This window comes from Neptuniibacter sp. QD72_48 (assembly GCF_047778065.1).
Classification (GTDB): domain Bacteria; phylum Pseudomonadota; class Gammaproteobacteria; order Pseudomonadales; family Balneatricaceae; genus Neptuniibacter.
Map to the genome: position 1 here is coordinate 409,957 of NZ_CP180547.1, position 17,956 is coordinate 427,912.

A 17,956-nucleotide genomic window follows, 5' to 3' on the forward strand; every position below is an offset into this window, starting at 1 on the left:
GCCACGGGGGAATTAATGTTAAAGCTGATATGGCGGTTGAGTAATGTGGCATTAGTGCTTGTGCTCTGCGTTGTGTTGTTAGGAGCGTGGACTCGAATTAACCATGCGGGACTAAGCTGCCCTGACTGGCCTGGGTGTTATGGCTATATGTTGATGCCTACTGATCAAGCAGCTTTGACTGAAGCACAGTTTATTTACCCTGATACACCTATAGAGCTTGGTAAAACAGCACTAGAGATGGGGCATCGTTATTTAGCGGGAACTTTAGGCCTAGTCATAGCGGCTTTGGCTTTTTGTGCCTATAGATTAAGGCGCGTGCAAACATATCCGGTTTATTTAAGTTATGGCTTGCTCTTGTTAGTGACAGTGCAGGCTGTATTTGGAATGTGGACGGTCACATTAAAGCTTTACCCGCCAGTAGTGACTTTGCATCTTTTAGGGGGAGTGCTGACGTTAACAGGTGTATATGTCCTCAGAAGCAAAGTGAAAACATTGATGGCTGGAGTGAAAAAGCAAAGGACTAAATGCAGTAAGTGGATCAAGTATGCTTTGGCTGTTTTGTTGCTGCAGATAGTGTTGGGTGGCTGGACTAGCTCAAACTATGCAGGACCAGCTTGTGGTCATTGGCTAAGTTGCAGCATGGGCGAGAATGCCAGCAGCGATTTTACGAGAGGTTTTAATCTTACGGAAACTATTGGCCCAAATTATCAAGGTGGTTTGCTGCCACTAGATGCACGTGTAGCGATTCAGCAGGGGCATAGAATTGGTGCATTGGTGGTATTGATCGTGTGTGTTTGGCTAGTGGTTAAGTTACATCGACAGATATATATGCGAAGTTGGCTATATGGGTTGTTAGCCTTGTTATCGATCCAGATATTGCTGGGTGGATTAAACGCTATTTATGCAGTGCCTAATCTGTTGGCGATTGGGCACCATGCAGTGGCGGTTGGATTATTGTTGGTTCTGTTAAAAATTTATGAGCTGCGGCTACGGACTGTAGAGGTGAATCATGGATAACCAAGAATTAGTAAGCATTCGTACAGAAGGGGTTTCTTGGCGAGATTATCTGATTTTATGTAAGCCTAAGGTTGTGGTCGTTATGCTGGTAACTGCTGCTGTGGGTATGTTTCTAGCAGTGCAGGAAATTCCACCGATTAGTAACGTCTTATTAGGACTAGTTGGAATTGGCATGGCAGCTGGCTCTGCAGCAGCAGTAAATCACATCATGGATCGGAAGATCGATGAAAAAATGGCTCGGACGAAAAGGCGGCCTTTACCCCAAGGCAAATTAAGTCCGCTACAAGCACTGTTATTCGCAGCTGTGCTTGGTGTATCAGGAATTGCAATCTTGGTCTTCTGGGTTAATGCGCTGACAGCATGGTTAACAGTGGCGGCGTTAATGGGTTATGCGGTGGTCTATACTGTATGGCTGAAAAGAGCGACACCCCAGAATATTGTAATCGGCGGTATAGCCGGTGCAGCACCACCGCTATTAGGCTGGACAGCTATAACAGGCTCGATAGAACCGAACGCGTTGCTACTTGTGCTTATTATCTTTGCTTGGACACCTCCGCACTTTTGGGCTCTGTGTATAGCTCGCAAAGAGGACTATGCAAAAGCTGGTATTCCAATGCTGCCAGTTACACATGGTGTCGCATATACACGTTTGCAAATCATGCTTTATAGCATGTTAATGGTGGCAACAACGTTATTCCCTGTTATGACGGGAATGAGTGGGGCGATTTATCTGGGTTTGGTGTTAGCACTAAATGCTAAATTTCTATATAGGGTTGCTTGCTTGTGGACAGAGCCAAGTCAATCACCCATGTTACTTTTTAAATACAGTATCAATTACATCATGTTGCTGTTTGTCGCATTGCTTGTAGATCACTACATGATATGAAAAACAGCAACGGTTAAAACTTAAAGTTCCTGAAACCTGTGGAAATGGAGAGAAAATCAGTATGAAACAAGAAGTTAATTGATGTAGCGCTAATGGATTGGTGCTGCACCTAAATTAAACGAGGGGATGCATCATGTTTATTCAGCATATGATGGGAATAATGTACCACCCAAAAGAGGAGTGGGGACAAATAAGAAAAGAGCACTACAGCGCGTCGCATATATATATGCAACAAATAAGTATTCTGGCTGCCATACCAGCAATCTCAATGTTCATCGGGACAACCCAAATAGGTTGGAGCATTGCGGGTTCTGAATATGTGAAGCTAGATGCAATGAGCGCCTTGCCTGCTGCAATCGCATTTTACTTTGCAATGTGGGTTGGAGTTGGGTTTATAACATGGGCCATTCATTGGATGGAGAAGAACTATGGCGGCAACGTTTCATTTGATGATTGCCTATCGCTAGCGACTTATACAGCGACGCCAATGTTCTTAGCAGGCTTGTCTGCGTTGTATCCATTGCTATGGTTTAATGTGACCGTTGGTTTATTCGCAATTTGTTACACGGTCTACCTACTATACATAGGTGTTCCGGTGATAATGAAAATACCAGAAGAAAGGGCCTTTCTATTTTCAACATCTATCTTGACAGTGGGACTCTGTACACTAGTGGGTATTATTGTTGCTTCTGTTATTCTATGGGGCACAGTGATTCCACTAAACTATATACCGGTGTAATGGCTAAATAAGCTATAAATTACTCGGAAACTGAAAGGCGCTTAAGCAATTTTGTAAGCGCCTTTCTTGTTTGTTGTATAAATAACAATCATGTCTGATCAATCCTTGAACGATTTGTGATGGTTTGTAAGTTTTTTACAAATTTTTGCACTTTTTTTAAGATTGGGTGTTGACCCTTTTTTAGATGTCTGTAGAATTCGCCGTCCTTGCTTAGGGAGGCCGCTTTTTAAGGGGCTGCAGAGTTGAGTGAGGTGCTTAGTAAGTGATTGAAAACATTGGTTTTTAAGATTGCTTGCGGAGCAGGATTCAAAGTCCGGTTGCTGAGTAAAAACTTTTTACGAAATTGCAAAATAAACGGTTGACTTTGAATGAGCGCAAAGTAGAATATGCGCCTCGCTTGAGACGAAACGCTGATTCAGCGGAGAGTCAAGAAAGCAACGCTCTTTAACAATTTGATCAGATAATTCGTGTGGGCGCTTGTTGAGAAGAAGCAAACTTTTTCTAGACAAGCAACCAAGTGAATTCATTTAAAGCGATTTACAAAGGTTTAACGTTCTTAAGAATGTTATCCGGTTGTTTAGTACTAGAGCCCGTTACCACATTCCTGGTAACACAAATGATTTAAACTGAAGAGTTTGATCATGGCTCAGATTGAACGCTGGCGGCAGGCCTAACACATGCAAGTCGAACGGTAACATGACTAGCTTGCTAGTTGATGACGAGTGGCGGACGGGTGAGTAACGCGTAGGAATCTACCCAGTAGCGGGGGATAAGCCAGAGAAATTTGGTCTAATACCGCATACGCCCTACGGGGGAAAGCAGGGGATCTTCGGACCTTGCACTATTGGATGAGCCTGCGTGAGATTAGCTAGTTGGTGAGGTAATGGCTCACCAAGGCGACGATCTCTAGCTGGTCTGAGAGGATGATCAGCCACACTGGAACTGAGACACGGTCCAGACTCCTACGGGAGGCAGCAGTGGGGAATATTGCACAATGGGCGCAAGCCTGATGCAGCCATGCCGCGTGTGTGAAGAAGGCCCTAGGGTTGTAAAGCACTTTCAGCAGTGAGGAAAGGTTAGTAGTTAATACCTGCTAGCTGTGACGTTAACTGCAGAAGAAGCACCGGCTAACTCCGTGCCAGCAGCCGCGGTAATACGGAGGGTGCGAGCGTTAATCGGAATTACTGGGCGTAAAGCGCGCGTAGGTGGATTGGTCAGTCAGATGTGAAAGCCCAGGGCTCAACCTTGGAACTGCACCTGATACTGCCAATCTAGAATACGGTAGAGGGTAGTGGAATTTCCTGTGTAGCGGTGAAATGCGTAGATATAGGAAGGAACACCAGTGGCGAAGGCGACTACCTGGACCGATATTGACACTGAGGTGCGAAAGCGTGGGGAGCAAACAGGATTAGATACCCTGGTAGTCCACGCCGTAAACGATGTCTACTAGCCGTTGGGAGACTTGATCTTTTAGTGGCGCAGCTAACGCGATAAGTAGACCGCCTGGGGAGTACGGCCGCAAGGTTAAAACTCAAATGAATTGACGGGGGCCCGCACAAGCGGTGGAGCATGTGGTTTAATTCGACGCAACGCGAAGAACCTTACCAACTCTTGACATCCAGAGAAGTTACTAGAGATAGTTTCGTGCCTTCGGGAACTCTGAGACAGGTGCTGCATGGCTGTCGTCAGCTCGTGTTGTGAAATGTTGGGTTAAGTCCCGTAACGAGCGCAACCCTTGTCCTTATTTGCCAGCACTTCGGGTGGGAACTCTAAGGAGACTGCCGGTGACAAACCGGAGGAAGGTGGGGACGACGTCAAGTCATCATGGCCCTTACGAGTTGGGCTACACACGTGCTACAATGGCCGGTACAGAGGGCCGCGAACCTGCGAGGGTAAGCTAATCTCAGAAAACCGGTCGTAGTCCGGATTGGAGTCTGCAACTCGACTCCATGAAGTCGGAATCGCTAGTAATCGCGAATCAGAATGTCGCGGTGAATACGTTCCCGGGCCTTGTACACACCGCCCGTCACACCATGGGAGTGGATTGCACCAGAAGTAGCTAGCTTAACCTTCGGGAGGGCGGTTACCACGGTGTGGTTCATGACTGGGGTGAAGTCGTAACAAGGTAGCCCTAGGGGAACCTGGGGCTGGATCACCTCCTTAAACGAAAGCCGATTCTCGGCAAGCGTTCACACGAATTATCTGATCAGAGAAGTTAAGAGCAACGGTGTAGGCTTGTAGCTCAGCTGGTTAGAGCGCACCCCTGATAAGGGTGAGGTCGGTGGTTCAAGTCCACTCAGGCCTACCAATCAATAGCCTTACTGTTTTTCTTGGGGCTATAGCTCAGCTGGGAGAGCGCCTGCTTTGCACGCAGGAGGTCTGCGGTTCGATCCCGCATAGCTCCACCATCATCCTTGAGGATGAGAAGGAAGAGTTTTAAAACATATTGTCGTTTAAGACATTATCTTTTAAAGCTTTTTTGCTTTAAACGCTCTTTAATAATTTGGATTTGATTCATTTGATTTAGATTTAAGACATGTAGTTTTACTGCATGCGCCAATTCGGCGAAATCTATCGTTACTAGCAATACAAGTTACTGTGATTCCAGACGCCTTCGGGTTATATGGTCAAGTGACTAAGCGTGCACGGTGGATGCCTTGGCAGTCAGAGGCGATGAAGGACGTTGTAACCTGCGATAAGGTTCGGGGAGGTGGTAAACAACCTTTGATCCGGACATTTCCGAATGGGGAAACCCACCTATTTATAGGTATCTTTTAACTGAATACATAGGTTATTAGAGGCGAACCTGGGGAACTGAAACATCTAAGTACCCAGAGGAAAAGAAATCAACCGAGATTCCCTAAGTAGCGGCGAGCGAACGGGGACTAGCCCTTAAGCTTTATTAGATTTAACAGAACACTCTGGAAAGTGTGGCCATAGTGGGTGATAGCCCCGTATGTGAAAGGTCTTTTAAAGTGAAATCGAGTAGGACGGCACACGTGAAACGCTGTCTGAATATGGGGGGACCATCCTCCAAGGCTAAATACTCCTGACTGACCGATAGTGAACCAGTACCGTGAGGGAAAGGCGAAAAGAACCCCTGTGAGGGGAGTGAAATAGACCCTGAAACCGTGTACGTACAAGCAGTGGGAGCCGTTTTCGGACGGTGACTGCGTACCTTTTGTATAATGGGTCAGCGACTTACTTTTAGTGGCAAGGTTAAGCATTTGCGGAGCCGTAGGGAAACCGAGTCTTAATAGGGCGTCCAGTCGCTAGGAGTAGACCCGAAACCGAGTGATCTATCCATGGGCAGGTTGAAGATGCAGTAACATGCATTGGAGGACCGAACCGACTGTCGTTGAAAAGCCAGCGGATGACTTGTGGATAGGAGTGAAAGGCTAATCAAACTCGGAGATAGCTGGTTCTCCTCGAAAACTATTTAGGTAGTGCCTCGTGTCTAACCATGGGGGGTAGAGCACTGTTTCGGCTAGGGGGTCATCCCGACTTACCAACCCGATGCAAACTCCGAATACCCATGAGTTCAATCACGGGAGACACACGGCGGGTGCTAACGTCCGTCGTGGAAAGGGAAACAACCCAGACCGTCAGCTAAGGTCCCAAAGTTTATGCTAAGTGGGAAACGATGTGGGAAGGCTTAGACAGCTAGGAGGTTGGCTTAGAAGCAGCCACCCTTTAAAGAAAGCGTAATAGCTCACTAGTCGAGTCGGCCCGCGCGGAAGATATAACGGGGCTAAGCATAACACCGAAGCTACGGATGCACTTTGTGCATGGTAGAGGAGCGTTCTGTAAGCTGTTGAAGCGGAAGCTGTAAGGCACCGTGGAGGTATCAGAAGTGCGAATGCTGACATGAGTAACGATAAGGGAGGTGAAAACCCTCCCCGCCGGAAGACCAAGGGTTCCTATCCAACGCTATTCGAGGTAGGGTGAGTCGGCCCCTAAGGAGAGGCTGAAGAGCGTATCCGATGGGAAACAGGTTAATATTCCTGTACTGCTCATAACTGCGATGGGGGGACGGAGAAGGCTAGGCTAGCGCGGCGTTGGTTGTCCGCGTTTAAGATAGTAGGTTTAGAGCTTAGGTAAATCCGGGCTCTTTTAAGACCGAGAATCGATGACGAGGTCCTTTATGGACTGAAGTGGTTGATGCCATGCTTCCAGGAAAATCCTCTAAGCTTCAGGTTATGACTAACCGTACCCTAAACCGACACAGGTGGTCAGGTAGAGAATACTAAGGCGTATGAGAAAACTCGGGTGAAGGAACTAGGCAAAATGGCACCGTAACTTCGGGAGAAGGTGCGCCGGTTTTGGTGATGGGACTTGCTCCCTAAGCTGAGGCCGGTCGAAGATACCAGGTGGCTGCGACTGTTTATTAAAAACATAGCACTCTGCAAACTCGAAAGAGGACGTATAGGGTGTGACGCCTGCCCGGTGCCGGAAGGTTAATTGATGGGGTTAGCGCTTGCGCGAAGCTCTTGATCGAAGCCCCGGTAAACGGCGGCCGTAACTATAACGGTCCTAAGGTAGCGAAATTCCTTGTCGGGTAAGTTCCGACCTGCACGAATGGCGTAACGATGGCCACACTGTCTCCACCCGAGACTCAGTGAAATTGAAATAGCTGTTAAGATGCAGTTTACCCGCGGCTAGACGGAAAGACCCCGTGAACCTTTACTACAGCTTCACAGTGGACTTTGACATTACTTGTGTAGAATAGCTGGGAGGCTTTGAAACCCTGTCGCCAGATAGGGTGGAGCCACCTTTGAAATACCAGCCTGGTAATGTTGAGGTTCTAACCCAGTTCCCTAAGCGGGATCGGGGACATTGTGTGGTGGGTAGTTTGACTGGGGCGGTCTCCTCCCAAAGAGTAACGGAGGAGCACGAAGGTACCCTCAGCATGGTCGGAAATCATGCAATGAGCGCAAGAGTAGAAGGGTGCTTGACTGCGAGACAGACACGTCGAGCAGGTACGAAAGTAGGTTCTAGTGATCCGGTGGTTCTGTATGGAAGGGCCATCGCTCAACGGATAAAAGGTACTCCGGGGATAACAGGCTGATACCGCCCAAGAGTTCACATCGACGGCGGTGTTTGGCACCTCGATGTCGGCTCATCACATCCTGGGGCTGAAGCCGGTCCCAAGGGTATGGCTGTTCGCCATTTAAAGTGGTACGCGAGCTGGGTTTAGAACGTCGTGAGACAGTTCGGTCCCTATCTGCCGTGGGCGTTTGAGATTTGAGAAGAGTTGCTCCTAGTACGAGAGGACCGGAGTGAACGAACCTCTGGTGTACCGGTTGTGATGCCAATTGCATTGCCGGGTAGCTACGTTCGGACGGGATAACCGCTGAAAGCATCTAAGCGGGAAGCCTCCTTCAAGATGAGATCTCACTGGGAACTTGATTCCCCTAAAGGGCCGTTGAAGACTACGACGTTGATAGGTTGGGTGTGGAAGCGCTGTGAGGCGTTGAGCTAACCAATACTAATTGCCCGTGAGGCTTGACCATATAACGCCCAAGGCGTTTGGCAAGTGACTTGTAAGATACGTAAGACGATAGAGAGTAACGAATTAGCGCGTAGTTAAGCTACAGTCGATAAACTATCTAGATCAAATAAAAAAAGAATCAGATCTAAGTTGTAACAGTTTTGCTTGGCGACCATAGAGTTGTGGAACCACCTGAATCCATCCCGAACTCAGACGTGAAACGCAACATCGCCGATGGTAGTGTGGGGCTTCCCCATGTGAGAGTAGGTCATCGCCAAGCATTTAATTAAGAGAAACCCCCGGTCACGATGTGATCGGGGTTTTTTCGTTGTGGGTTATAAAATACGGTTAAGAGTGGATAGTGCTTGCTTGAAGCGGATAAACCAGTAAGGGTGAGTTGTCTTAATTAACCCGAATATTAAACTGAATGCTGTCCTTAGCTGTCCTTAGCTGTCCTTAGCTGTCCTTAGCTGTCCTTAGCTGTCCTTAGCTGTCCTTAGCTGTCCTTAGCTGTCCTTAGCAATCTAGATACCCACAACTCAATAAACTTGCTGCTTATTTGTCCTTGTATCTATACTGCTTCTGAGGATTCGGTCTTACAGAGGCGAAAGGTGCTGGTGATGAAGAGCGTTAAGTTCTACTTTAAGTTTTGTTTCATATCATTAATGGCGGTTATCTCTGCTTCTTTGCATGCAGAAGAGTGTAAGGTTTTAACAGCGACAGGGAATTCAGAATATCCACCTTATCTTTGGCGTGCTGATGATGGCACTACCGATCTGTTAGGTGCTAATCGTTTGATAATGGATGAGCTAGGTAAGCGCTTGGGTGTTGATATTCAACTTCAGGATGTCGGTTCATGGGCCAGAGCGCAGGATATGCTTCGCTCCGGAAGGATTGATTTGATGGCTGGGGCTTTTTATACGATCCCTCGGAACCAGTATATGGATTATGTTTATCCAGCTTTCCTCAATACAAAGAGTGTTGTTTGGAGGCGTAAAGGGTCTGGCCTTGTATACGATAAGCGAGAAGACCTTATTGGAAGGTCGGGTGTAACTGTAATAAACAATAGTTTTGGTCAAGAGTTTGATGAGTACGCCAAGGCTAATTTGAATTTGCAGTATGTTGCATCGCTAAAGCAGGCGTTTCTTATGATTAAGCGGTCAAGAGCTGACTACGCGTTGTATGAGCAGAACCCAGGATTGGCTTATGCTGACTTGCTTGGCTATAAATCAGATCTTGAAGTGCTAGACCCAGCTATTAGTAGTGAGGGTTTATATCTTACTGTATCACATAAATCCAAATGCAACACAGGTGCTTTAAGAGGGATGTTAGCTAAAGCAATAAGGGACATGGAGACAGATGGTTTTATGGTTAATGCTTTAACAGTAAGTCTTAAAAACTGGAATGAGTTTTCTGCAAAGTAGTTTGATTAATCGTAAAAAGCCCGGCATAAGCCGGGCTTTTTATTTGTTAATGTAGTTTTGAAATTACTGCGGTTAATTGTTCGCTTGCAAATGATAGCTGCTCAGCTTGTTGTTTGTTTGTTTCAGCTGCAGATTTTGTGTATTGGCTTAATGTATTGGTTGTCTCAATTGTATCTGCTATTTCTGAGGTCGCAGAGGTTTGCTCTTCTGTTGACGATGCGATTAAAACACTCATATCGTTAATTTCACTGATTGAGTTTCTAATGATTTTAATTGCTTCTTGAGCGTCTTTTGCAAGATTTACAGTGTCGGTTGCAGCTCTTTGTTGGATACCCATCTTCTCAACAGTTTGCTCGGTCGTTTGATTTAAACGGGTTGTGATTCTTTGAATTTCATCTGCTGATTTTGCGGTGTTTGCTGCAAGGTTTCTCACTTCGTCTGCTACTACAGCAAACCCGCGACCTGTTTCCCCTGCTCGAGCTGCTTCGATTGCTGCGTTTAAGGCCAATAAGTTGGTTTGTTCTGCGAAGCCTTGTATTACACCGAGTACATTTTGTATAGCAATAGAATCTTCTTGTAACGCGTTCAGTGATTCTGATGTTGCTGCAATTTCATTGTTTAGCTTATCTATATGGTCACCCGTAGCTTTAATTTGTTCATAGCCTTTATTTGCAAGTTGCGAGGCTTCTAGTGTTGCTGAGTTGCTTTGTGTTGCTCTCGCTGCTACTTCAGTAAATGAGCTGTTTAGCTGTGTAATTTGTACTACAGCATTTTCAGTGGCTGCTTGTTGCTGTTGCACTGTGTTTTCTAGCTGTGTTGCTTCTGTTATGGCGCTGTTTTGGAGTTGTCTTAAATTGTTGGTTTCCTGCTGGATATCCATAAGGAATTTTTTGAAGAAGCATTGCAGTCTGTCTATAGCGCTATTGAGTGTTTCGGCTTCGGTTAGTCTTGAATTTATTTGGATGTTGCTGCTAAATTTTCCATGTGACAGTTGATCTATATATTCCGTTGTTGCGATCAGGATGCTACCTAATTTACGCAGTAATATGTTCATGGATATGCCAGTTGCAATAATCAGAACGGTACATATTGTCATGATTAGATATACCGAAAACTGAATATCCTCATATCTATCTGCGATAGTGCTGGTGATGCTTGCCACTGAGTGCTCTAAATTAGCCACATTTTTTTGTGCAGCAGAGCTTGATTTATTTTTTTGTTGACTGAACTTTTTCGCATTTTGAAGTTCTTTGGGGTAGCGATTAACAAGATCTTTAATGTTTGCTATAGGTTCATCGCCAATCTCTTCTTTGTCGTTATCGCTCGCAATTTCAATTGCAAGGCCTAGTAAAGAGGAGAGGTCATCTTCATCTTCTGCTTCTTTGAATATGCCGAGTCGATCAAGCTTACTAATTGCTTCTGCGTCTTTCTTAAGTTCAGATAGGATAAATTGAATCTGTTGTAGGCTCTCGTTTTTGTTTTTTTCAAAGTAGCTTTGGCGGCTGTGGCTGAGTAGAGCAGTGTTTTTTTGCAGGCTAAATAGTAAATCTACATAACTATTCTTGATATGGTTTTGATCGTAACTTGCTTTGTCTGCATATTCTTTGACGGATTGTATGGCGTCGTTTAATTCTCTTTCATTATGTATGAGTAATACTTCTGGTTGTGCAAGTTTGCCGGCGGCGCGCATTTCGGTGAGAGTTTTATCCTTTATGTTCTTTAATTGACCTAGAACGCCAGCTTGTATCTCTTCTGGTAAGTTTCTTTGTGTGCTTTCTGAAAGGGCTTCAAGATTCTTTTCTAGTGTCGTTAGTAATGTCGCATCCCCTGTAATCAAATACTTTGAGACAGGCTGTTCTAGCTTTATGTAGATTTCATTAATGTAGCCATGATAGTTGTCTTTCATTTTGAAGGCGGAATCTAGGCGTTCTAAGGACCAAAAAATAGCGGTAGCCAATAAAATTACGATTAGGGCTAATGTTATGCTCGCAATGCGTGTAATTGTCGAAATCTTCATAAGAGGCCTTATGTTTATGAGAGCGGTGTTTGATACAGTTTCTTGCAGTGCTTTTTACTTCAATAATGTGACAGATGTGTTAATTGACCGTTTGTTACATAACTCTTTTCATTGAGTGTGATGGACAGATTGGCAAATTTGGCATAGAATGCAGTCGTTTTGCCTAAGGCAAAATTTACACACAGGTTTCTAAAACAAAAAAGCGAGGTTAACTTCAGGTTTTACCTCGCTTTTTTGCACGTATCGTTTCTGATTTTTGTTGTTGCGCATTTACGCGGGGAGGTTCAATTGGCGAGACCAGCCATTCTTGCTCTTGAAGACGGAAGCATTTTCAAGGGCGTAGCCATTGGCGCAGACGGTCTGTCTAGCGGCGAGGTTGTATTTAATACCTCTATGACGGGTTACCAGGAGATCCTAACGGATCCATCATACTGCCGTCAGATTGTTACCCTGACATATCCACATATTGGTAATACTGGCACCAATACGGAAGATGAAGAATCTTCTCGCACGTGGGCTGCTGGTTTAGTCATTCGTGACCTTCCATTGGTTGCGAGTAACTTCCGTAATGAAAAGAACCTTGATGATTATCTTAAGGATAACAATATCGTTGGTATCGCTGATATTGATACACGACGTTTAACACGCATTTTGCGTGAAAAGGGTTCTCTTAACGGTTGCATCATGGCCGGTGATATTGATGAAGCTAAAGCGCTAGCAGAAGCTAAATCGTTCCCTGGTCTAAAAGGTATGGATCTTGCTCAAGTTGTTACAACTGAAGAGACATACGAGTGGACTTCTTCTACTTGGAAGCTAGGCCAAGGCCATGAAGATAAAACTGCAGCAGATCAAGAGTTTCATGTTGTTGCATATGACTACGGTGTGAAACGCAATATTTTGCGCATGTTGGTTGAACGCGGTTGCCGCCTAACGGTTGTTCCTGCAAAAACACCAGCTGCAGAAGTGCTTGCGATGAATCCAGATGGCGTATTCCTATCTAATGGCCCTGGTGATCCAGAACCATGTGATTACGCAATTGCTGCAATTGAAGAGATCTGCAAAACAGATCTACCTGTATTTGGTATCTGCTTGGGCCATCAGCTACTAGCGTTGGCTTCTGGTGCTAAGACAGTAAAAATGAAGTTTGGTCACCACGGTGCTAACCACCCAGTTCAAGATTTGGATGGCAAGCAAGTGATGATTACCTCTCAAAACCACGGTTTTGCTGTTGACGAAGATGCGCTTCCAGAAAATGTGCGTGCTACGCATAAGTCTCTGTTTGATGGCTCTTTGCAGGGTATTGAGAGAACAGATCGTGCGGCATTTAGTTTCCAGGGCCACCCTGAAGCTAGCCCAGGCCCACACGATGTAGCGCCTCTATTTGATCGCTTCATCGAAGATATGAAGGCTGCGAAAGCTTAATCGCAGTTCGGCCTGAGTTTACAGGCTTTTGAAACGATACAAGGCAGGTGTGAATTAGCCGCCTGCCGCAGTTATTAACTGATACGACTGGTTTATTACCGATGCCAAAACGTACGGACTTAAAAAGTATTTTGATTCTTGGTGCTGGCCCGATTGTTATCGGTCAGGCATGTGAATTCGACTATTCTGGCGCACAAGCTTGTAAAGCTTTGCGTGAAGAAGGTTACCGCGTCATTCTGGTTAACTCTAACCCTGCAACCATTATGACTGATCCAGCGATGGCTGACTCAACTTACATTGAGCCAATCAACTGGAAGACAGTAGAAAAGATTATCGCCAAAGAAAAGCCTGATGCACTTCTACCTACAATGGGTGGTCAGACTGCATTAAACTGTGCTTTGGATCTTGAGCGTGAAGGCGTTCTTGAAAAACATGGCGTTGAGATGATCGGTGCCAACGCTGACACTATCGATAAAGCGGAAGACCGTGATCGTTTCGATAAGGCGATGAAAGCAATTGGCCTTGAATGCCCACGTGCTGCAATTGCTCACAGTATGGAAGAAGCGTTGCAGGTTCAAGCGCAGCTAGGCTTCCCATGTATCATTCGCCCTTCTTTCACTATGGGTGGTACCGGTGGTGGTATTGCGTATAACAAAGAAGAGTTTATCGAGATCTGTGAGCGTGGTCTGGATCTTTCTCCAACGACTGAGTTGTTGATCGACGAATCTTTGATCGGTTGGAAAGAGTACGAGATGGAAGTTGTTCGTGATAAAAACGACAACTGCATCATCGTTTGCGCGATCGAGAACTTCGATGCAATGGGTGTTCACACAGGTGATTCTATCACTGTTGCACCAGCGCAAACGCTTACTGATAAAGAATATCAAATCATGCGTAATGCCTCTTTGGCAGTACTGCGTGAAATCGGCGTAGAAACTGGCGGTTCTAACGTACAGTTTGGTGTAAACCCGAAAGATGGCCGTATGGTAGTAATCGAGATGAACCCTCGTGTATCTCGTTCTTCCGCTTTGGCATCTAAAGCGACAGGCTTCCCAATTGCTAAAGTAGCTGCGAAGCTAGCAATTGGTTACACACTAGATGAGCTACAAAACGATATCACTGGCGGTGCTACGCCAGCGTCTTTCGAGCCATCTATTGACTACGTTGTTACTAAGATCCCTCGTTTTACTTTCGAGAAATTCCCGCAGGCAAATGATCGTCTAACAACTCAGATGAAGTCTGTTGGTGAGGTTATGGCGATTGGCCGTACTCAGCAGGAATCTCTTCAGAAAGCGCTTCGTGGTCTAGAGGTTGGTGCGACTGGTTTCGACCCAATCATCGACATTACTAGCGAAGATGCGCGTTCTACGATCGTACGTGAGATGAAAGAGCCGGGTGCTGAGCGTATCTGGTACCTAGGCGATGCATTTCGTATGGGTATGAGCGTTGAAGAACTATACGAGATCAGCGGTATTGATCCTTGGTTCTTGGTTCAAGTAGAAGACATTATCAAAGATGAGCAGCGCGTATCTGAGATGGCAATGTCCGATCTTGATAAAGATGCTGTGTTCCGTCTTAAGCGTAAAGGTTTCTCTGATGAGCGTTTAGCGACTCTTCTTGGTGTATCTGAGAAACAGTTCCGTAAGCATCGTCACAACCTAGATGTGCGTCCAGTTTATAAACGCGTTGATACCTGTGCGGCAGAATTCGCATCTGATACAGCTTACATGTACTCCTCTTATGAAGAAGAGTGTGAAGCGAATCCTTCTGACCGTGACAAGATCATGGTTATTGGTGGTGGTCCAAACCGTATCGGTCAAGGTATTGAGTTTGACTACTGCTGTGTACACGCAGCACTTGCAGCGCGTGATGACGGTTTCGAAACAATCATGGTTAACTGTAACCCTGAGACTGTTTCTACTGACTACGATACTTCTGATCGTCTGTTCTTCGAGCCAATCACACTTGAAGATGTGCTTGAAATCGTAAATGTTGAGAAGCCAAAAGGTGTTATCGTTCAGTACGGTGGTCAGACGCCACTGAAACTGGCTGTTGCACTTGAGCAGGCTGGCGTACCAATTATCGGTACTTCTCCAGAAGCGATTGACCGTGCAGAAGACCGTGAACAGTTCCAGCAAATGCTGAAGCGCCTTGGTCTTAAGCAGCCAGAAAACGCGACTGTACGTTCTCTAGAAGAAGCGATCATCGAAGCTGACAAGCTTGGTTACCCGCTCGTTGTTCGTCCATCTTATGTGCTAGGTGGTCGTGCAATGGAGATCGTTTACAAAGAGGAAGAGCTGCGCCGCTACATGAATACTGCGGTACAAGTATCTAACGACGCGCCAGTATTGTTGGATCACTTCCTAAATGCAGCGGTTGAAGTTGATATTGATGCAGTTTGCGACGGTAAGGATGTAGTTATCGGTGCAATCATGCAGCACATCGAGCAAGCGGGTGTCCACTCTGGTGACTCTGCATGTTCATTCCCTCCGTATAGTCTTGCTGATGATGTTCAAGATGAAATGCGTGAGATGGTACGTAAAATGGCGTTGGAGCTAGGTGTGGTTGGCCTAATGAATACCCAGCTTGCATATCAGGATGGTGAAATTTACGTGATCGAGGTTAACCCTCGTGCATCCCGTACTGTACCGTTTGTTTCTAAGTGTATCGGTGTTTCTCTAGCGAAAATCGGTGCGCAGGTAATGACTGGTAAGACTCTAGCTGAACTTGGCTTCACTAAAGAGATCGTGCCAACATTGTTCAACGTGAAAGAAGCTGTATTCCCGTTCAACAAGTTCCAAGGTGTTGACCCAATTCTATCCCCAGAGATGAAATCTACTGGTGAAGTAATGGGTGTTGGCGCTACCTTCGGTGAAGCGTTTATGAAGGCGCAGATCGGTGCGGGTGAAACTATGCCGCAAGCAGGTAAAGCGTTCATCTCTGTACGTGAAGTTGATAAAAATGCTTCCATGCAGATTGCTAAGGATCTGGTTGAGCTAGGCTTCTCTCTAGTGGCTACTCGTGGTACTGCTAAGCTAATGGCTGAGCAAGGCCTTGAGGTTGAAGTTGTAAACAAAGTGATGGAAGGTCGTCCAAACATTGTTGATATGATCAAGAATGATGAGATTGCTTACATTGTGAATACAACTGAAGGCCGTAAAGCGATCGAAGATTCAGCTGATATTCGTCGTAGTGCTCTACAGCATAAAGTGCCATATACCACTACGTTGGCAGGTGCTGAAGCGATTACTATGGCGCTACAGTACGGCGAAGAGAAAGACGTTCGTCGCGTTCAGGATATAGGAGCATAATTGTGAATCGTGTACCTATGACTGCAGCAGGTGAGAAAGCGCTTCGAGAAGAGCTTGATCAACTGAAAACTGTAGATCGTCCACGGGTAATTGCTGATATTGCAGAAGCGCGTGAACACGGTGACTTGAAGGAAAACGCTGAATACCATGCTGCTCGCGAGCAGCAGGGTTTCATCGAGGGTCGTATTCAGGAGCTGGAAGCTAAGCTGTCTAACTGTCAAGTAATTGATGTAACAGCTATTCCACACTCTGGTAAGGTTATCTTCGGTACTACAGTAACCATCATTAACTTAGATACAGATGAGTCTAAAACTTATCAGATCGTAGGTGATGATGAAGCTGATATCAAAGCGAACAAAATCTCAGTTAACTCGCCGATTGCTCGTGGCCTAGTAGGCAAAGAGGAAGGTGATATCGTAAATATTCAGACGCCGGGTGGCGCTACTGAATATGAGATTGATGAGGTTGCTCATATCTGAGCAGACTAAAAAAGGGTGCCTAGGCACCCTTTTTTGTATTTATGCTGTTTTAATAGCTTGCTCAGTAGATATTAACGTAACAAGTTAGATAGTTTTGGGTTTGGCTCAAGCGCTCTACGGTAAATTAGCGCAATGTGACCAATCTCTTGCACGATCTCAGCTTCAACGATTTCGCATAGTTCGCGAATCAGTTGTTTTTTAACGTCGCGATCACCAACAGCAAACTTTACCTTGATCAGTTCGTGATCTTCTAAAGCGCGATCGACTTCAAGTTGAATAGCTTCAGTTAGGCCTTTTCCTGCTACAGTTACTAGAGGATTAAGTTTGTGGCCTATAGTGCGGTAATGCTTCTTTTGCTCAGTGCTCAAGCTCATATTAAAATACGGTGCCTCAAAGTTTAGCTGGGCGTTTATTGCGAATATTATCTAATACCCTAGTCCAGCATATTTAATTAATTATATTTTACCTGAGTTATGCGGTTCTGAGTAGCGCATGGCTCATTCAATCAAGAGAGTGAAACGAAGTGGCGAAAGCATCAAGTAGTGAACGTTGGTTAAAAGAACACTTTGATGATCATTGGGTGAAAAAATCCAAAGAGCTCGGTTATAGATCGCGTGCTAGTTTTAAGCTGATTGAATTAGATGAAAAAGATAAGCTGCTTAAACAGGGAATGACGGTTGTGGATTTAGGTGCGGCCCCTGGCGGTTGGTCTCAAGTGGCTGCGGAGCGCGTTGGTGATCATGGTCGAGTGGTGGCATCAGATATTCTGCCGATGGACAGTATGGCGGGTGTGGAGTTCGTTCAAGGTGACTTTACTGAGGAAGAAGTGCTGCATAAAATCCTAAATGCATTAGGAGATGAGCCAGCAGACCTTGTAATTTCAGATATGGCCCCCAATATGAGTGGTATGTCTGCTGTTGATCAGCCGGCAGCAATGTATTTGGTTGAGCTTGCTTTGGATATGGCGCGCGAGGTGTTGAAGCCTGGCGGTACGTTTGTCGCTAAAGTATTCCAAGGTGAGGGTTTTGATCAATATTTAAAAGATATGCGTACAAGTTTTGACAAAGTGGTTACGCGTAAGCCTGATTCTTCTCGAGCTCGTTCCCGTGAAGTCTACCTTTTAGGTAAAGGTTTTAAAGGTTAATTAGTGTTTTAGTAGTCAATCGTGGC

General features: G+C 45.6%; 10 protein-coding genes, 2 tRNA genes and 3 rRNA genes. 13 read left to right on the forward strand and 2 right to left on the reverse strand.

What is annotated here, in order from left to right; genetic code table 11:
- Positions 1-15: 15 nt before the first annotated feature.
- The 9 genes from ACMXYX_RS01795 (at position 16) to ACMXYX_RS01835 (ending at position 9,557) form a co-directional block, all read left to right on the forward strand.
- A complete protein-coding gene (locus ACMXYX_RS01795; RefSeq protein WP_415906429.1) occupies positions 16-1,017 on the forward strand; it encodes a COX15/CtaA family protein in 1,002 nt (333 codons plus the stop codon).
- Positions 1,010-1,903, forward strand: coding sequence for a heme o synthase (gene cyoE / locus ACMXYX_RS01800; protein ID WP_415905002.1), 894 nt, complete (start codon positions 1,010-1,012; stop codon positions 1,901-1,903). Before ACMXYX_RS01795 ends, cyoE begins: the two co-directional genes overlap by 8 nt.
- 133 nt (positions 1,904-2,036) lie before the next feature.
- Positions 2,037-2,642: a Yip1 family protein gene (locus tag ACMXYX_RS01805; RefSeq protein WP_415883295.1), complete on the forward strand. Its 606-nt coding sequence runs from the start codon at positions 2,037-2,039 to the stop codon at positions 2,640-2,642.
- A gap of 623 nt (positions 2,643-3,265) precedes the next feature.
- Positions 3,266-4,805: ribosomal RNA gene (locus ACMXYX_RS01810) — 16S ribosomal RNA — on the forward strand.
- Positions 4,806-4,873: 68 nt separating this feature from the next.
- Positions 4,874-4,950 (forward strand) — tRNA-Ile (locus tag ACMXYX_RS01815).
- 24 nt (positions 4,951-4,974) lie between these two features.
- A tRNA-Ala gene (locus ACMXYX_RS01820) sits at positions 4,975-5,050 on the forward strand.
- 217 nt (positions 5,051-5,267) lie between these two features.
- Positions 5,268-8,155: ribosomal RNA gene (locus ACMXYX_RS01825) — 23S ribosomal RNA — on the forward strand.
- A gap of 142 nt (positions 8,156-8,297) precedes the next feature.
- Positions 8,298-8,413, forward strand: a 5S ribosomal RNA gene (gene rrf, locus ACMXYX_RS01830).
- Together the 16S, 23S and 5S rRNA genes with 2 tRNA genes alongside form the textbook arrangement of a ribosomal RNA operon.
- A 340-nt stretch (positions 8,414-8,753) precedes the next feature.
- Positions 8,754-9,557 carry a substrate-binding periplasmic protein gene (locus ACMXYX_RS01835; protein WP_415883296.1) on the forward strand — a complete coding sequence of 268 codons (804 nt, stop codon included), beginning with the start codon at positions 8,754-8,756 and terminating at the stop codon, positions 9,555-9,557.
- A gap of 46 nt (positions 9,558-9,603) precedes the next feature.
- Here the strand turns inward: ACMXYX_RS01835 and ACMXYX_RS01840 are convergent, their stop codons facing one another.
- The gene (locus tag ACMXYX_RS01840) at positions 9,604-11,574 is read right to left on the reverse strand and encodes a methyl-accepting chemotaxis protein (protein ID WP_415906430.1); all 1,971 of its coding nucleotides are present in this window, start codon (positions 11,572-11,574) and stop codon (positions 9,604-9,606) included.
- Between the two features lie 288 nt (positions 11,575-11,862).
- Between ACMXYX_RS01840 and carA the strand changes: the two genes are divergently transcribed.
- From carA to greA, 3 genes are all read left to right on the forward strand, one after another.
- Complete coding sequence (gene carA, locus ACMXYX_RS01845; RefSeq protein ID WP_415883298.1) at positions 11,863-12,996, forward strand: glutamine-hydrolyzing carbamoyl-phosphate synthase small subunit; 1,134 nt, start codon at positions 11,863-11,865, stop codon at positions 12,994-12,996.
- Between the two features lie 101 nt (positions 12,997-13,097).
- Positions 13,098-16,307 carry a carbamoyl-phosphate synthase large subunit gene (gene carB, locus ACMXYX_RS01850; protein WP_415906431.1) on the forward strand — a complete coding sequence of 1,070 codons (3,210 nt, stop codon included), beginning with the start codon at positions 13,098-13,100 and terminating at the stop codon, positions 16,305-16,307.
- A 2-nt stretch (positions 16,308-16,309) separates the two neighbouring features.
- Positions 16,310-16,786 carry a transcription elongation factor GreA gene (greA, locus tag ACMXYX_RS01855; protein ID WP_415883300.1) on the forward strand — a complete coding sequence of 159 codons (477 nt, stop codon included), beginning with the start codon at positions 16,310-16,312 and terminating at the stop codon, positions 16,784-16,786.
- A gap of 71 nt (positions 16,787-16,857) precedes the next feature.
- On the opposite strand, the gene ACMXYX_RS01860 is transcribed toward greA, so the two are convergent.
- Complete coding sequence (locus tag ACMXYX_RS01860; RefSeq protein ID WP_415883301.1) at positions 16,858-17,160, reverse strand: YhbY family RNA-binding protein; 303 nt, start codon at positions 17,158-17,160, stop codon at positions 16,858-16,860.
- 149 nt (positions 17,161-17,309) lie between these two features.
- Between ACMXYX_RS01860 and rlmE the strand changes: the two genes are divergently transcribed.
- Positions 17,310-17,930, forward strand: coding sequence for a 23S rRNA (uridine(2552)-2'-O)-methyltransferase RlmE (gene rlmE, locus ACMXYX_RS01865; protein WP_415883302.1), 621 nt, complete (start codon positions 17,310-17,312; stop codon positions 17,928-17,930).
- Positions 17,931-17,956: the final 26 nt, after the last annotated feature.

What these genes read in the sequence shown, in the direction of transcription:
- ACMXYX_RS01795 (WP_415906429.1), top strand. Translation starts at nt 16, where the DNA reads ATGTTAAAGCTGATATGGCGGTTGAGTAATGTGGCATTAGTGCTTGTG.
- cyoE (WP_415905002.1), top strand. Translation starts at nt 1,010, where the DNA reads ATGGATAACCAAGAATTAGTAAGCATTCGTACAGAAGGGGTTTCTTGG.
- ACMXYX_RS01805 (WP_415883295.1), top strand. Translation starts at nt 2,037, where the DNA reads ATGTTTATTCAGCATATGATGGGAATAATGTACCACCCAAAAGAGGAG.
- ACMXYX_RS01835 (WP_415883296.1), top strand. Translation starts at nt 8,754, where the DNA reads ATGAAGAGCGTTAAGTTCTACTTTAAGTTTTGTTTCATATCATTAATG.
- ACMXYX_RS01840 (WP_415906430.1), bottom strand. Translation starts at nt 11,574, where the DNA reads ATGAAGATTTCGACAATTACACGCATTGCGAGCATAACATTAGCCCTA.
- carB (WP_415906431.1), top strand. Translation starts at nt 13,098, where the DNA reads ATGCCAAAACGTACGGACTTAAAAAGTATTTTGATTCTTGGTGCTGGC.
- ACMXYX_RS01860 (WP_415883301.1), bottom strand. Translation starts at nt 17,160, where the DNA reads ATGAGCTTGAGCACTGAGCAAAAGAAGCATTACCGCACTATAGGCCAC.